Here is a 14,320-nt window from a genome sequence, read left to right as displayed (position 1 = left end):
GGTCATCTCTTTTTTGCTAATAGTAAAGAAATGACACAGAATTCTGAACACTACCCACGACGCCAAACTGCCGCATGAGAATTTAATGTTGCTTTTGAAATCTACAAGGGCATGTTTTCTTTTTGCAGCTTTCGTGTAAATCGTTGTTACGAATCTTATCGGCAGCGTTGACAATCTCTGCTGCCGCATCGTCAAGGTCTGTATTGCTCAGTCGAATGTTGTTTTCGTTGCTAGTAGCAAAGTCATAGATTTGCAGGAAGTCAGCAGTATTACCAGTTAGTTCCTTGTAGCCAAGTGCATATAGCAGTAATTGTTTTACACCAAGTGCATGGCGATCTTCTTTGTATTCAGATTTAAAGTCAACAATGTATGTTTTATCCACTCCATCAAGATCTCGTTTTTTGATTAGATCCATACGACCGTTTATTATTATTCCATCTCCAAGATCGAGTTCGATGTTTTTTTCCGCATACTCTATCTTATCAAATTCTTCAGAATACTTGCTGAAGTAGTCATCTACGGCTTTACTAGCTTTAACTCTCATCTGGTCTTTTACTTGGGGTATAGCATATGGAAAGTGAACGTGATTACTCAGGATACTATCAAGTTCATCCTTGGTAGGAGGGTTACCCTCCATAGCCTTACGATGAATCTCCATTAAAGTGTCGTGAATAGACTTACCATATCCCATTCTGGGGCTTAGGGGCTCTTTGAAGCCATAGAGAGTGTAATATTTAAATGAATACGGACAGTTATAAAATGCTTCCAGCAAAGTAAAATTCAGAACTATATCACTAAGTTCACGGCTGTCTCTTAGTGGCGATATTTTTCGGTCATCAAACTTATAGCCAGGGTCTTTGAAAATATAGTGAGATTCTTTTAGGTAATTTAAGAAGTCAGAGGGTTTCTTGTCCAGTTTCCCTGATCCAGGAGCACGACTAACAAATAGATATTTTTTGCTGCGTGTTAATGCTACATACAGCAATCGTAACTCATCTTCTTCGGTCCCTTTTAAACCTTCATAATTCTTGATTAACTGTGGGTTTATGATATGCCAAGCACTTAGCCCACCTCGACTTCTAGAAGGAAAATAATTGCGATTCATACGAGGCAAGAAAACTACCGGCCATTCAAGGCCTTTAGCTTGATGAATAGTTGTAATTGTTACTGCGTTAGGGGAGATAAGCGATTTGTTGAGCCAGCCCTCTGGATAGTAATCTTTAGCCGAAAAAGCTAAAAATTTTAAGAAATTACTAAGCTTATCTTCTTGGTCGTCTCTAAAATGGATAACCTCAAAGTCTTCTATAACTTGAGAAAACATCCCCATATTAAAAAAAACAACTTCAGCATGAGATAATTGGCTGTTATCTTTGCCTGTAATTCGATCTTCGGTAATTCCTGCTTTTTCTCTGAAATTTATAAATATTTCCTGTAAGTTGAATAATTCATGCCATTCATTATTGTCAGGAATAATTCCTTCCAAAAAATTGATAGCCTTTTCTAGTAATTTTGGATCAAGACTGGCTGACACTTTCAACCAAGAAGCTTTTAATTCAGCTGCACTTATATCTCTAGCAATAAATCGGTAAATGTTAACGCAAGCTTCTACTTCATCTTGCTCAAACAGCTGCGCTACCCCCGTTACAACGTAGGGAATACCAGCTGTTTTAAGAGCTTCGGCTAACTCTGTTGCTGGTTTCCATTTTCGCAATAAGATAGACATATCAGAGTAGTCAAGGCCTCTACAAGCACTATCTGCCTTATCCTTAAAGGATTTTCCTCTTAGGTTTTTAATTTGTTGGATAATATAAGAATTTTCAGCTTCGGTGGTTTCGAAGGATTCCAGTTGAAGATCTCCTTCTTCGTAGCTCTGATGTCCAGAAGCATTCATCGTCTTTGAAAGGCGATGATTATTAGAAATATGCTTGATGACAGCATGGGCTACTTCAATAACTCCATTTGAGCTGCGAAAATTATCATCAAGAGTTACTTGTTCTACATCTTGGTATTTCTTAGAAAAGTTTAAAATATTTTCTAGAGAACTTCCGCGCCATTGATATATAGTTTGATCATCGTCTCCAACTACACATAATTTGACGCCCAACTCATAAAGTTCTTCTATAATTTGTTCTTGAATATAGTTGACATCTTGATATTCATCAACTATTAGATATTTCACATCACTAGTTATTAGCTTTCTGGTTTCAGTATTATTCTTTAATTCCGAAAGGAATCTAGTTAAGATCATAGTGAAATCAAAATAAGCATGTCGATCAAGTTCTCCCTCATATTTCCCTATAACGTCTTGAATATCTTTTGGTAACTGTTGACCGTGTTGAAGTTCACATTCACGTGCGACACTCAAGGTGTCTAGAAAGACGCCTGTCTCAGAGAAACGTCGTAGTTCCCTGGGTTCTTTACCCTTTACCAGAACTTTTAGGTCTGACATACCTATTTTTCTATTTCTCTGATCAATAAAAAGTTTGAGACGAACATCATTTAAAACAGAATATTTTTGATAGCCGAAAATGTGTTCCTGAAGATAATGCATACACCAGGCATGAATTGTACCAATATATAATTCAGCCATTCCTTGTATAGATCCTAGCTCCTCCTTTGCAATCTTCAAAACACGATGCTTCAGTTCTGCAGCAGCTTTCTCTGTATAGGTGAAGGCAACTATATTTTTAGGTTCGACATCCCCTCTCTTTAATATTTTAATTATACGTTCAGAAACAACCTGGGTTTTACCTGAGCCTGCACAAGCAATGATTTGGAGATTTTTATCTATGACTTCTGTGGCTTTTTTTTGAGAAGGTGTGAGATTCATTGTAAATCCTTTTTCGTCAAGAGCTTATTTGGCTTATAATCCAATTTTCAAAAAATTATGATGTTATTTCTGGGTATAAATATGCGTATAACTTAATTTCGATGGCTGTATCTATTTATCTTTTTTGATCATGTTTGTATTCACTGAAATTTGTTAGCTAGATCTTCTGAGAACAGCAAACCTCGAAGCTTGTTATCTATAACTTTTCTTCTGAAGGTGTCGGTACAAAATAAGCCCCGGAATCCATCATAATCCGTTTTGAATAGATATTTGTCACTAACACTTTCTGAGTCAAACTCCAGCGCATTAATATCAAGTACTTGTTCGGACTCCATCACCCGGCTGCTTTGAGTTTCATTGGCAGCAGCTATAGCCATACAATTGAATATCCAATATTTTCCATTATTAGTTGATACAGGTAAGAACTCACCTATGCCTTTAAGATCTGTGAATTCAGCTTTACACTTTTCGGACATGACCAACGATCCTGATAACCATGTACTAATATCGGGTATGTTGACACCACCAGTAACTCCTTCTATAGGATCAAATGAGGCAGTTACACCAGTCCACGTTTCTCCAAGAGAAATATTGTATTTATAGAAATGCATCAGCTTTTTTGGAGGGATCTGCTTACCTAAATTAAGGATCAAGTTTTTCATTGGAAGCGTGAAGACCCAAAAATTTTGGTAATCTGGTAATACTTTGTAAACTTTCATGGGCTTGGCCTCCAGTTGACATCTTTCTTCTCAGTAACTTTTTGGGGTTGTTTACCATCCCTAAGTAGAGATCGAATCCTTAAAAGAGCTGCTCTAATCATGAATTCGTCTTCAATTGACCCGATGAGAAAGCTTACCCAAGATTCATAGTTAAATGTATGGATTTCAGAATGGGCAGGTGCACTTGGCATCGACCAATGCCCCTTATCAGATTTGGTGCGGGGTAGCCAAACGCCATTGTCCGGATCATTAATTCTAATACCATAAAGATGTAAATTTAATCGTGTATCAGCCGTCCTTGGATGCTTTCCTCTACCCTCAACAATATGATGTGGCGAGTGCCTATTTGATGGTTGTGGACGACCATCAGCCCGCATATTTTGAGCAAGCACTGTTGTTGGATGATGCTTTTCTTTAAGCATTTCTAGAGGGTCTTCTTCCGCTTGCTTTCGCCCCTTCGCTTGGTACTCTTCCAATCCTGACTGAATCTGTGCAAAGATAGAAATTTTTCTACGCTCACTCTTGAGGTGTTCGAGTGCTGCGTCGAGATCTTGCTCTCTTTTAATTCTATCCTCTTCAGTTTCTGGTTTTGGTAGAGATTTCTTTTGATAATATTTTTTGGCTTTGCTTTCGAAGCCGGCTATTGCTGCCTCAAGAGGCGTCATTTCATGTGGAAAAAGAGTGACTCGGTTTCCATTCTTATATTCAATTTCCATATCAATTTTCCAATGTGCTTATTAGTAAATTTCTTTATTAAGCTTCTGTGGGACACAGATTTCTATTCTATGTATATGTCCATCTTCTCCAGAGCATTTCGCAGTGCAGACAAATATGGAACCTCATTACTTGCTGACGGGTTGTGGTTGAATGCCGCCGCGACTCCTGGACATTTCTTAGTAAGTTTGTGAACTATACCTTTTACATATCGTACATTTGACTGTACAAATGTAATCCATTCTTCATGTTTTTTTTCATTTTCGAGTTTAAATACAAGGCCCCTAAACGATTGTTCTGCATCGGAAAAATGACCGTCTATATTTTTACGTTTACAAGCCCTGCGTTGAATTTCGATAATATGGATGTATTTGCTTTTAATTTTTAGGCGGGAGACCAAGATACCTCTTGGTTCAACTTGAGTTTTAGCATCCATATAGGGCCAGTTACGGATATCTGTTGGGATGATATCTCCGTTAATTCTATCTGTAGTTGAAAAGCCTTCTAAAGCGATTAATTGTGGCTCTTTTGATGAATTGAAGCCTTGTGCTTGAGTAAACCATTCAACACGTTCAATAACCTCGGGATACTTGGCTTGGAGGTATAGCATCGCATTCCACATATCCCGAAGTACTCCCTGAGATTCAAGAACAGCCTTAGCTTGAATAGAGGCTTTCCCTATACCCTTTCCATCTCCATGTGGGTCCCCACTAGATAAGGTGGTTGTGTCCAGAGTATCACCTTTTACTCCTCCTCGATCCTTAGCTTGTTTATCTCGACGTGTTCTGACAGCTCGAGGAGTTCCAAGTATTTCGAATTCTGGATCTTCTAGACCAATACTACCTTGACTTTGATCAGGTGCATCCCATGCAGTTAGATCCATGATTTCTATTGGAAGATTCAGTTGTTTATCAGGTGCTCCCGCCCAGGCTTTTTCTTTGGCGTTTGGACCAGCTGGATTTACAGCGTTGCCCCGATTTTCTCTATTCTGGTCTATTGGCACACCATCAGGATCACTACATCCGCAAATTCTTAGCCCAAGAAATGATGATCCGTCGTTAAATGATATCCCCTTTACTTTTAGTTTGGCAGGTCCTTGAAACCAAGGGCCTATCTTTATAAAAGACGGAAATCTTTCGTTTGGGTCGAACGAGGTTTCTAACGAGCTATATATTTGTTTGGCTGAGAGTTTGGTATAGGGATCATATTTTGCGTGTGCTAGGAATACGGCATCACTATTAGATAGCCGTTTGCGGAGTTTTATTTTCCATATCCCATTGCGTTCGGGCTCACCAATGGGTAGAAAGAACCGATCAAGGCAACCCTCGGGGCCTTCCCAGGGATAGGTGCTAAGAATGCGGCGAAGTTCAGCGGATCGGCCATAGCATCGAGTAAAAAACTCTAAACAAGGAATTATTAACTTTCCATCATTATTCAGATCAAACTGAATTAGCCAATTCTTATCTTTTTCGTAGTTAAGTGGGTAGAGTTCAAGAGGAAATGGTGGGGTAGATTTTTGTTTCGCTTCTTGATGAAAGGATGTGAACTTCCAGCTACCTTTTACGAACTCAACATCAAAGTTTCTTATTTCAAATATAGTATTTTCCAGAACTCTTCCATTCTGCCATACACTTCCAATTTGAACTTGACCAAGTAAAGTTATTGGGATTCGGTAGAAGATAAGTTCGTCGGAAAGTTGATTTTTAGACTTGAGTTGCCGAAAGGCTACTAGTACTAGAGGCTGGGATTTTTCCTTTGTGTTCTTATAGATCCCACTATACCACCATACTACCAGTGGCCTTCGGTCTTCCCCAAAACTGTCAAGCCTTGCTCCAGTATTGACGCGCTGGAACACACGGTCGATATATACCGGCACTCAGACTCCTTATCTGACCTCTAATTCCTCAGAATTTGCAGCAGATTCTCTGAAATTGGCATTTGGCGCCCAGTATATCGCAACTATTTCTTTGTTGTCGCACTTATTGGTTTATTTTACAGCCACCACCGACCAGGGCTGTTGGAGAGGCACTGTGATGCGGCGCACGAAATGGTCGCAGGCTCTGATGGGGTAGCCCGGCACTGGAATAAACACTGGCAACTTCCAGTGACTCTTCAGTGGTCAGGGGGGGCAATATACCGGGCAGGCGGCTAGCCAGCATGGTTTTGCCGGTTCCAGGCGGCCCATAGAAAAGCAGATTGTGACCGCCGGCGGCTGCCACTTCGAGTGCTCGGCGGGCCTTGAGCTGGCCCCGGACTTCGCTCAGGTCCGCACACAGGGGTTTTTCATCTGGTGGCTCAGCGATCGCTTTGGGCATGGGTTCACGCCCGTGCAGTTCGGCGCAGACTTGTAGAAGAGAGCCCGCAGTACTTACGTCTCCGGTAGCGAGTGCCGCTTCACTGCCGCTTTTGGTCGGTACAACCAGCTTGCGCCCATCGGCAGTACAGGCCATCGCCGCCGGCAAGCTGCCACTGACTTCCCGCAGTATACCGGTGAGAGCCAGTTCGCCAATAAACTCATACCGATCCAGGGTTTCAACGGGAACTTGCGCGGAAGCGCCGAGAATACCAATAGCAATTGCCAAATCGTAGCGGCCGCCCTCTTTGGGCAGATCGGCTGGGGCAAGGTTGACGGTGATACGGCGCTGTGGGAATTCAAAGTGGCTATTAATTAAAGCGCTGCGTACCCGGTCGCGGCTCTCCCGCACGGCCGCTTCAGGCAGTCCGACAATATGAAAGGCGGGCAGGCCATTGGCCAAGTGGGTTTCCACAGTTACCAGGGGGGCTGAGACACCGAGCTGGGCGCGGGCGTAAGTGACTGAAAGGCTCAAAATTTCATCCTTGAAATGGCTCTTTTGGGATCAGTCCTCTGGAGTGCTGTCTCTCTGCGCCAGGGCCTGCTCCAGTATCTCGACCTTATCCTCCAAGCGAGCCAGTTTTTCTCTGGTGCGACGCAGGATTTCCACCTGGGTGTCAAATTCTTTCTGGGAGACCAATGGCAACTTGTCCAGTGAGACTTCCAGTGCACTGCGTAGGTCGCTACTGACCACTGCGCCCTGTTGTTGCAGTTCCTTCAGTAGCTGTTGCAGTTTGTCTGCTGCCACAGGTAATACCTCGCTAATGGGGGATGCATATGTAGCACTGGATTGTAACCCAGTGCATTTTTCTGAAACAGCAGCCTACTCATGCACTGTTGCGATCACAAGGAATCGTTTCACTCCCAAAAGTTGTGCACAGGTTAGGAGGTGGTTCCATATTGGTGCGCCAGTTTGGTGAGGAACCTTTATTCGTAGCGATTCAACTAACTTCAATGACTCTAACTTATTGATTTTATTTGCGCTTGCTGTGTTGGCATCAAGTCTGCAAACAATCTGTGCAGGTGTCCCATTAACGATCATTGGGAGTCTGGGAAAGTAGCAGTTCACGAGACGCAAGCGACCCTCTGTCACACCCGACAGTACAGGACTGATTGCAGGCGGCGCCATTAAAGCACTCGAAATAACAGCTTCATAACTCTTGGAGGATCAAGGTGGAAAATAAAATGCATAAGATTGCCGCTCTCATCACCGTTGCCGCGTTCGCCCTCGGTATCGTTAGCCCATCTGCTGCCGCGGAGACTGGCCCCAGCTTTAGCGCCAATGTGGGTGTCGTCTCCGACTATAAATTCCGTGGCATTACCCAAACAGATGGAGGCCCCGCTTTACAGGGTGGGGTCGATGCTGATTTGGGTAATGGTATCTACTTGGGCACTTGGGCCTCCCAAGTGGATTTTGATTATGGCAGTGATGAAACTGACTACGAGCAGGATTTCTACGGTGGTTACAGCGCAGATATCAATGAAACTGTAAGTTTCGATGTTGGTTATATCTATTACGCCTATCACGGCGGCGATCGGGATGAAGATTATCAAGAGGTTTATGGAAGTCTGAGTTTCTCAGATCTGACCTTGGGGCTTGCCTACTCTGATGATTATTGGGCTGAATCCGGAGAGTTTTATTACCCCTACGCTGAATATAGTTTTGCGCTTCCCGCTGAGCTGACGCTCGATTTACACCTGGGATTGAATTTGTTTGATGAGGAGGTATTCCTTTACGAATCGGATTCCTACTTCGATTACTCAGTGACTGTCAGTAAAGAGGTTGGCGGCTTGAGCCTGAGTGCCTCTTTTGTGGGTACTGATGTGAGCGACAAAGAGTGTTTTGATACCGACTGGTGTGAACCTTCGCTGCTCGCCGGCGCCACTTACACCTGGTAATACAACGGGCCTTCGCAAATGCGCAGGCCCTCTTTTTTTGGGGGATGCCATGAAATTAATCACCGCAATCATTAAACCTTTCAAGCTGGATGCTGTGAGAGATGCCCTGAGGGAATCGGGCGTTAATGGTGTAACTGTTACCGAGGTGAAGGGCTTTGGTCGCCAGAAGGGCCATACGGAATTGTATCGCGGCGCAGAGTATGTGGTGGATTTTCTTCCAAAAACCATGCTGCAAATCGCGGTGGAAGATAGGCAACTGGATGCGGTTATAGAGGCAATTGGCTCCAGCGCACAAAGTGGAAAGATCGGTGATGGAAAAATTTTTGTAGCGGATCTGGACCAGGTAGTACGTATTCGTACCGGCGAAACCGGTAGCAGCGCAATTTAACAGACAACCGAAATCATAATTTTAAAAATATCCAGATTTGAACGGAGAGAAAAATGGAGAATCAGATTTTTCAATTGCAGTACGCGATTGATACCTTTTATTTCCTGGTGTGTGGCGCACTGGTAATGTGGATGGCTGCCGGCTTTGCGATGCTTGAAGCCGGCTTGGTACGCTCTAAAAATACGACCGAAATTCTTACCAAGAATGTCGCGCTATTTGCGATCGCGAGCATCATGTATCTGCTGACTGGCTACGCCATTATGTATGACGGCGGTTGGATGCTCTCCGGTATCGAAGCTTTTAGTGTGGATAGTGTTCTGTCAGATTCCACAGAAAATGGCTTTGAAGGGGACTCCGTTTACTCGGCCGCTTCCGATTTCTTTTTCCAGGTGGTGTTTGTCGCAACGGCTATGTCGATTGTGTCTGGGGCTGTTGCCGAGCGTATGAAATTGTGGAGTTTCCTGGCGTTTGCGGTTGTTCTTACCGGCTTTATTTATCCGATGGAGGGGCGCTGGACCTGGGGCGAACAGGATGTGTTTGGCCTGTTTAGCCTGGGAGATCTCGGCTTCTCCGACTTTGCCGGTTCCGGTATCGTGCATATGGCCGGTGCAGCCGCAGCACTAGCCGGTGTTCTGTTACTGGGCGCACGCAAAGGTAAATACGGTCCCAATGGTCAGGTGTATGCCATCCCCGGCGCTAATCTGCCGCTGGCTACCCTCGGTACCTTTATCCTGTGGATGGGCTGGTTTGGCTTCAACGGTGGTTCAGTGCTGAAGCTCGGCGATGCTGCCAGTGCTCACTCTGTGGCGATGGTATTTGTAAATACCAATACTGCCGCTGCCGGCGGTGCCATTGCCGCACTGATTACCGCTCGCATACTGTTTGGCAAAGCCGATCTGACCATGTTGCTAAACGGCGCCCTGGCGGGTTTGGTGGCGATTACCGCAGAGCCCTCTACGCCAACCGCGCTGCAAGCAACTTTCTTCGGTATGATCGCCGGTGTCCTAGTGGTCTTTTCCATCATCACTCTGGATAAGCTCAGAATCGATGATCCGGTTGGTGCTATTTCTGTACACGGGGTGGTTGGTTTACTGGGACTGTTACTGGTACCGGTTACTAACGATGGCGCCTCTCTGAGCGGTCAGCTGATTGGTGCGCTGACAATCTTTGTATGGGTATTCGCTGCTTCACTGGCGGTGTGGTATTTACTGAAGTTGGTCACTGGCATCCGTGTCAGTGAAGACGAAGAGCAAGAGGGTGTTGACTTGGCGGAATGCGGAATGGAAGCTTACCCGGAATTTATGAGCAAATAGATAAACAGTGTCGGTGCTGCCCCAAAGTTGGGGCAGTGGTCTGGGTAAGGTTCTCACGATGAGGACGAATCAGGGGAAATACTCAAGATGAAATTGATTACGGCTGTAGTAAAGCCCTTCAAATTGGATGATGTACGCACTGCCCTGTCTGAAGTGGGCGTGCAGGGGATGACTGTCACTGAAGTAAAAGGTTTTGGGCGCCAAAAAGGTCATACTGAACTTTATCGTGGCGCCGAGTATGTGGTGGATTTCCTGCCAAAAGTAAAATTGGAACTCGCCGTGGATGACGAGATGGTGGACTCTGCGGTTGAGGCGATCACCAAGGCGGCACAAACCGGTAAGATTGGTGACGGTAAAATCTTTATCACTGCACTGGAAGAAGTGATTCGCATCCGTACCGGTGAAACCGGTAGTGAGGCTGTGTAGTCAGCCTGATGCTCTTTTACAACATCGCGATTGAGCATTCAGTTAAGCCCCGTCAGGGGCTTAATTTTAAGGTAAAATAGTAATCTCGAAGCCCTTTCTTTGATTTCTCCACACTTCTATTCCCGCTAATCCCCATGGCGTGAAAGCCTCCATAACAAACTGAAATATTCCCATTCCTTTTCCCAGCAAAAAACTCTACAGGCTCCTCCTTGTGTTACTGGCACCGGGGTTGGGAACTGCCTATATATTAATCGCCGTTAATTGCGCGGTAGGGGATTGCCACTGCGAGGTGGTCGTCAGTTTTGTTGATGTCGCGAAAAGGGGCGGCACAGAGGTACTCCCTCTGTAACAGGAGTAAAGGTTACAGGGTTTTAGCTATGAAAGATGGTTATGAAGATCAGGGTAAGAACGCTCGCAGCAAGGACTCCGAGGAGTTTGCAGAAGAACGCAGTATCACCTCTCGTCAGCGTGCCAGGAGCCAGTTAAATTCCGATGTAGACGAGTTTCTTGCCGGTGGTGGCGCGATTAGTGAAGTTGATCCCGAAGTTACTGCCGACCCCCCACGTAAACCGCAGCCTAAATATGGCAGTCGCCCTATCTAGTGAAGTCTGAGGTTATTGTCGTCTGGGCAACCCGCTGGGCGACAATATCCCCACCCTCAGTATCTCGCCGGCACGCACAAACTCAAAAATTATGAGCTGTTAACCAGCTTGGGCAGCAGGCGCTCCAGGACTTCGCCAATATAGGAGAGAAATAGCGTGCCGAGGCTAGATCGGTAGTACTGGGGATCGGAGGAACCAACCGCCAGTACTCCCAACTGATTTGCCAGGGGCACTACCGCAGAAGAGGCAACATTGGGCGCTTCGTTGCCAAAGAGAAACTCTTTCTCCTGCTGTCGTAAGGCTCCGCAAATCGGGCGGCCATTGCGCAGTATGGCGCCAATTGCCGTTTCAGCATCTGCAAAAGTACTGATCTGGACCTGTCCCAAGCTCTGGCGGGAAGCCGATACGGGCTCAAAAAGCGTGAGGGAGGTGAATTCCACATTAAAGCCGGCGGTAAAGCTGGAATAAAGCGCTTTGGTAACTTCACTAATATTTTCAGCTTCCAGGAGAGCCAGGAGCAGTCTGCGACTGTTGAAGAATAACTGATCGTTGTCACGGGCATTGTGCAGCAACTGATCGAGACGTTGTCGCATCTCAATATTTCGTTCCCGTAGCAGGTTGGTTTGGTGTGTCATCAGCGACACAGTCTTGCCATTGTCCCGGGGAATTTTGATGGTTTCCAGCAGCTCCATCCGCTCTTCAAAGAACTCTGGGTTCTGCATCAGGTAGCGGGCCACTTGCCGCGCCAGCAGCTTGTTATCGCGCCGGGTTTCCTGATGAGTGTCGGCGGCAATCTCTTCGGAGGACTGATTGGCGTCTGTGTATTCCATTGTATTTGCTTTATCTGGCATGGGCACTGGGTGTTGCCCAGATCCGCTGGATGGCACCCACTGACGGCCAACCATTTGGACATGTGTTTAGAGGATGATCTGCCCGTGAAAAACGGTTGTCGTGGGCCCGCTCATAGTAACTGGCTGGCCCGGTCCGCTCCAGTGAATTGTCAGGGCACCACCGGGCAGCTGGATGCGCACTTCATCGTTCACCAGTCCGCGCAGGTGAGCGTATACCATAGCGGCACAAGCGCCGGTTCCACAGGCGCGAGTCTCGCCAACGCCACGCTCAAAAACCCGTAATTGGGCCTCGTCACGGGAGTCTATTTGCAGGAAGCCGACGTTGACCTTTTGTGGAAAACGCGGATGGCATTCAAGTAAGGGGCCCAAGCGGTCTACAGGCGCCTCGGTGACATCTTCGACCAAGAGCACCGCGTGAGGGTTACCCATGGATACCGCGCCGATGGTGAAAGTCTCATGGTTGATTTCCAGCGGGTAAGAATCGGCGCGACGGTCGGCGGAAAAAGGAATTTGCTCAGGTTCCAGAACCGGGGCACCCAAATCAACACTGACTCGATCGCTGTCGAGTACCTTCAAGAGCAATATACCGGCAGCGGTTTCAACCCTTAGGCGCTTCTTGCCGGTAAGGCGACGCTCGCGCACAAAGCGAGCAAAGCAGCGGGCCCCATTGCCGCAGTTTTCCACTTCGCTGCCATCAGCGTTAAATATCCGGTAGCGAAAGTCCGCCTCTGGCGTTCGGGGCGATTCGACCAGTAACACCTGATCGCACCCCACGCCGAGGCAGCGGTCGGCCAGCCGGCGGATTTTTTCCGGCGTCAACTTGATTTTTTGGCTGATGCCATCGAGCATTACAAAATCGTTGCCGAGCCCATGCATCTTGCTGAATTTCACGCGCATTCCATTTCTCTTTCGTACTTAATGCTCGCCGCAGATACCGCGACGTAGGGCCCTGCCAGTGCATTGGGACTCAGGTTTTCTCGGGTACGGTCCTTTCGCCGCGGACCAGGTCGGCAAAGGTCTCCCGCGCCCGCACCAGGTAAGTTTTGTCGCCATCCACTAATACTTCAGCGGCGCGGCAGCGGCTGTTGTAATTGGAACTCATAGTGAAGCCGTAGGCGCCGGTGGACAACATCGCCAGCAGCTGTCCTTCTTTCAATGATTGCGAACGGTTCTTTCCGAGGAAATCACCCGTTTCACAAACCGGGCCGACAATATCCCATAGAGTACTTTCACTCTCGTTCGGTGTCACTGGCACAATATCCTGCCAAGCTTGGTAGAGAGCGGGGCGCAGGTTGTCATTCATGGCGGCGTCAACGATGGCAAAGTTGTGCTCATCGGTGCGTTTGAGGTATTCAACTTGCGTCAGTAACGCACCGCCATTGGCGGCGATGGAGCGGCCGGGCTCCAATATCAGCGATAGTTTGCGCTCGCCTATACGCTTATGTACTTCCGCTAGGTAATCTTTTACGGGTGGGGGTTCTTCCCCCCGGTAGCGGACGCCCAGGCCGCCGCCCAAGTCGAGGTGCTCCAGTTGGATACCCAGCTCCGCAAGCTGGTCGACCAGTACCAGCAGGCGGTCAAGTGCGTCGAGGAAAGGGGCAACTTCGGTGAGCTGTGATCCGATATGGCAATCGACCCCAATAATATTGAGGTGTTTGGAAGTCGCTGCACGTTGGTAGACTTCGACAGCCTGATCAATGGCGATGCCAAATTTATTTTCTTTCAGGCCAGTAGAGATATAGGGGTGGGTCTGAGCATCTACATCCGGGTTGACCCTGATGGAAATTGGCGCAACCGTTTCACCGTCTGCGGCCACCTGTTCCAGGCGGTTGACCTCAGCTTCGGATTCAATATTGAAACAGTGCACCCCGACCTCAAGGGCGCGGCGCATCTCATTGGCTGTTTTGCCCACACCAGAAAATACCACGCGCGACGGATCGCCTCCGGCGAGTAAGACACGTTCCAACTCTCCGCCGGACACAATATCAAAACCCGCTCCCAGCTGCGCTAGCAGTGAGAGTATACCGAGATTGCTGTTGGCTTTTACCGCATAGCAGATCAGGCCGGGGTGGTCGCCCAGTGCCTCGGCATAATTGAGATATTGCCGTTCAAAATGCGCGCGGCTGTAAACATAAGTGGGGGTGCCGAAGCGCTCGGCGATGTGCTGCAGTGAAACCTGTTCAGCCCACAGGCTACCGTCACGATAACTGAACTCTCTCATTTTA

13 protein-coding genes and 1 pseudogene are annotated in these 14,320 nt (G+C 46.9%); 5 read left to right on the top strand and 9 right to left on the bottom strand.

The window, feature by feature from the left end; genetic code table 11:
- Nucleotides 1–82 precede the first annotated feature (82 nt).
- From MO867_RS11015 to MO867_RS10990, 6 genes and pseudogenes are all read right to left on the bottom strand, one after another.
- Nucleotides 83–2,830 (bottom strand): ATP-dependent helicase, encoded by a 2,748-nt coding sequence (locus MO867_RS11015; protein ID WP_252466561.1) that lies wholly within the window; start codon nt 2,828–2,830, stop codon nt 83–85.
- Nucleotides 2,831–2,970: 140 nt separating this feature from the next.
- On the bottom strand, nt 2,971–3,549 hold the full coding sequence (locus tag MO867_RS11010; protein WP_252466560.1) for an imm11 family protein: 579 nt from the start codon (nt 3,547–3,549) through the stop codon (nt 2,971–2,973).
- Nucleotides 3,546–4,265: an AHH domain-containing protein gene (locus MO867_RS11005; protein ID WP_252466559.1), complete on the bottom strand. Its 720-nt coding sequence runs from the start codon at nt 4,263–4,265 to the stop codon at nt 3,546–3,548. Before MO867_RS11005 ends, MO867_RS11010 begins: the two co-directional genes overlap by 4 nt.
- Nucleotides 4,266–4,327: 62 nt before the next feature.
- A complete protein-coding gene (locus MO867_RS11000) occupies nt 4,328–6,139 on the bottom strand; it encodes a hypothetical protein (RefSeq protein ID WP_252466558.1) in 1,812 nt (603 codons plus the stop codon).
- A gap of 121 nt (nt 6,140–6,260) precedes the next feature.
- Nucleotides 6,261–7,091 (bottom strand): annotated as a pseudogene (locus MO867_RS10995) (YifB family Mg chelatase-like AAA ATPase); the annotation flags it as partial.
- A 30-nt stretch (nt 7,092–7,121) separates the two neighbouring features.
- Nucleotides 7,122–7,364, bottom strand: coding sequence for an accessory factor UbiK family protein (locus MO867_RS10990; protein WP_252466557.1), 243 nt, complete (start codon nt 7,362–7,364; stop codon nt 7,122–7,124).
- Between the two features lie 437 nt (nt 7,365–7,801).
- Here MO867_RS10990 and MO867_RS10985 point away from each other — a divergent pair, with 437 nt between their 5' ends.
- The 5 genes from MO867_RS10985 to MO867_RS10965 all read left to right on the top strand — a co-directional run bounded on the left by MO867_RS10985 (nt 7,802) and on the right by MO867_RS10965 (nt 11,244).
- Complete coding sequence (locus MO867_RS10985) at nt 7,802–8,515, top strand: TorF family putative porin (RefSeq protein WP_252466556.1); 714 nt, start codon at nt 7,802–7,804, stop codon at nt 8,513–8,515.
- Between the two features lie 49 nt (nt 8,516–8,564).
- Nucleotides 8,565–8,903 carry a P-II family nitrogen regulator gene (locus tag MO867_RS10980; RefSeq protein WP_252466555.1) on the top strand — a complete coding sequence of 113 codons (339 nt, stop codon included), beginning with the start codon at nt 8,565–8,567 and terminating at the stop codon, nt 8,901–8,903.
- 53 nt (nt 8,904–8,956) lie between these two features.
- The gene (gene amtB, locus MO867_RS10975; protein ID WP_252466554.1) at nt 8,957–10,216 is read left to right on the top strand and encodes an ammonium transporter AmtB; all 1,260 of its coding nucleotides are present in this window, start codon (nt 8,957–8,959) and stop codon (nt 10,214–10,216) included.
- 87 nt (nt 10,217–10,303) lie between these two features.
- Nucleotides 10,304–10,642 carry a P-II family nitrogen regulator gene (locus MO867_RS10970; protein WP_108731383.1) on the top strand — a complete coding sequence of 113 codons (339 nt, stop codon included), beginning with the start codon at nt 10,304–10,306 and terminating at the stop codon, nt 10,640–10,642.
- A 377-nt stretch (nt 10,643–11,019) separates the two neighbouring features.
- A complete protein-coding gene (locus MO867_RS10965; RefSeq protein WP_252466553.1) occupies nt 11,020–11,244 on the top strand; it encodes a hypothetical protein in 225 nt (74 codons plus the stop codon).
- Nucleotides 11,245–11,333: 89 nt separating this feature from the next.
- Here the strand turns inward: MO867_RS10965 and MO867_RS10960 are convergent, their stop codons facing one another.
- From MO867_RS10960 to lysA, 3 genes are all read right to left on the bottom strand, one after another.
- The gene (locus MO867_RS10960; RefSeq protein ID WP_252466552.1) at nt 11,334–12,074 is read right to left on the bottom strand and encodes a DUF484 family protein; all 741 of its coding nucleotides are present in this window, start codon (nt 12,072–12,074) and stop codon (nt 11,334–11,336) included.
- Nucleotides 12,075–12,161: 87 nt separating this feature from the next.
- Nucleotides 12,162–12,992, bottom strand: coding sequence for a diaminopimelate epimerase (dapF, locus tag MO867_RS10955; RefSeq protein WP_252466551.1), 831 nt, complete (start codon nt 12,990–12,992; stop codon nt 12,162–12,164).
- Nucleotides 12,993–13,062: 70 nt separating this feature from the next.
- Entirely contained in the window at nt 13,063–14,316 is a 1,254-nt protein-coding gene (gene lysA, locus MO867_RS10950; protein ID WP_252466550.1) for a diaminopimelate decarboxylase, read from the bottom strand.
- Between the last annotated feature and the right edge of the window lie 4 nt (nt 14,317–14,320).

Origin of the sequence: Microbulbifer okhotskensis, from assembly GCF_023895975.1 — a bacterium.
GTDB classification, from domain to species: Bacteria; Pseudomonadota; Gammaproteobacteria; order Pseudomonadales; family Cellvibrionaceae; genus Microbulbifer; species Microbulbifer okhotskensis.
This window is presented reverse-complemented; position numbering and strand designations above follow the sequence as displayed.

Excerpts from the sequence above, each read along its gene's own strand:
- MO867_RS11015 (WP_252466561.1), bottom strand. The coding sequence starts at position 2,830 with ATGAATCTCACACCTTCTCAAAAAAAAGCCACAGAAGTCATAGATAAA.
- MO867_RS11010 (WP_252466560.1), bottom strand. The coding sequence starts at position 3,549 with ATGAAAGTTTACAAAGTATTACCAGATTACCAAAATTTTTGGGTCTTC.
- MO867_RS11005 (WP_252466559.1), bottom strand. The coding sequence starts at position 4,265 with ATGGAAATTGAATATAAGAATGGAAACCGAGTCACTCTTTTTCCACAT.
- MO867_RS10985 (WP_252466556.1), top strand. The coding sequence starts at position 7,802 with ATGCATAAGATTGCCGCTCTCATCACCGTTGCCGCGTTCGCCCTCGGT.
- MO867_RS10980 (WP_252466555.1), top strand. The coding sequence starts at position 8,565 with ATGAAATTAATCACCGCAATCATTAAACCTTTCAAGCTGGATGCTGTG.
- amtB (WP_252466554.1), top strand. The coding sequence starts at position 8,957 with ATGGAGAATCAGATTTTTCAATTGCAGTACGCGATTGATACCTTTTAT.
- MO867_RS10970 (WP_108731383.1), top strand. The coding sequence starts at position 10,304 with ATGAAATTGATTACGGCTGTAGTAAAGCCCTTCAAATTGGATGATGTA.
- MO867_RS10965 (WP_252466553.1), top strand. The coding sequence starts at position 11,020 with ATGAAAGATGGTTATGAAGATCAGGGTAAGAACGCTCGCAGCAAGGAC.
- MO867_RS10960 (WP_252466552.1), bottom strand. The coding sequence starts at position 12,074 with ATGGAATACACAGACGCCAATCAGTCCTCCGAAGAGATTGCCGCCGAC.
- dapF (WP_252466551.1), bottom strand. The coding sequence starts at position 12,992 with ATGCGCGTGAAATTCAGCAAGATGCATGGGCTCGGCAACGATTTTGTA.
- lysA (WP_252466550.1), bottom strand. The coding sequence starts at position 14,316 with ATGAGAGAGTTCAGTTATCGTGACGGTAGCCTGTGGGCTGAACAGGTT.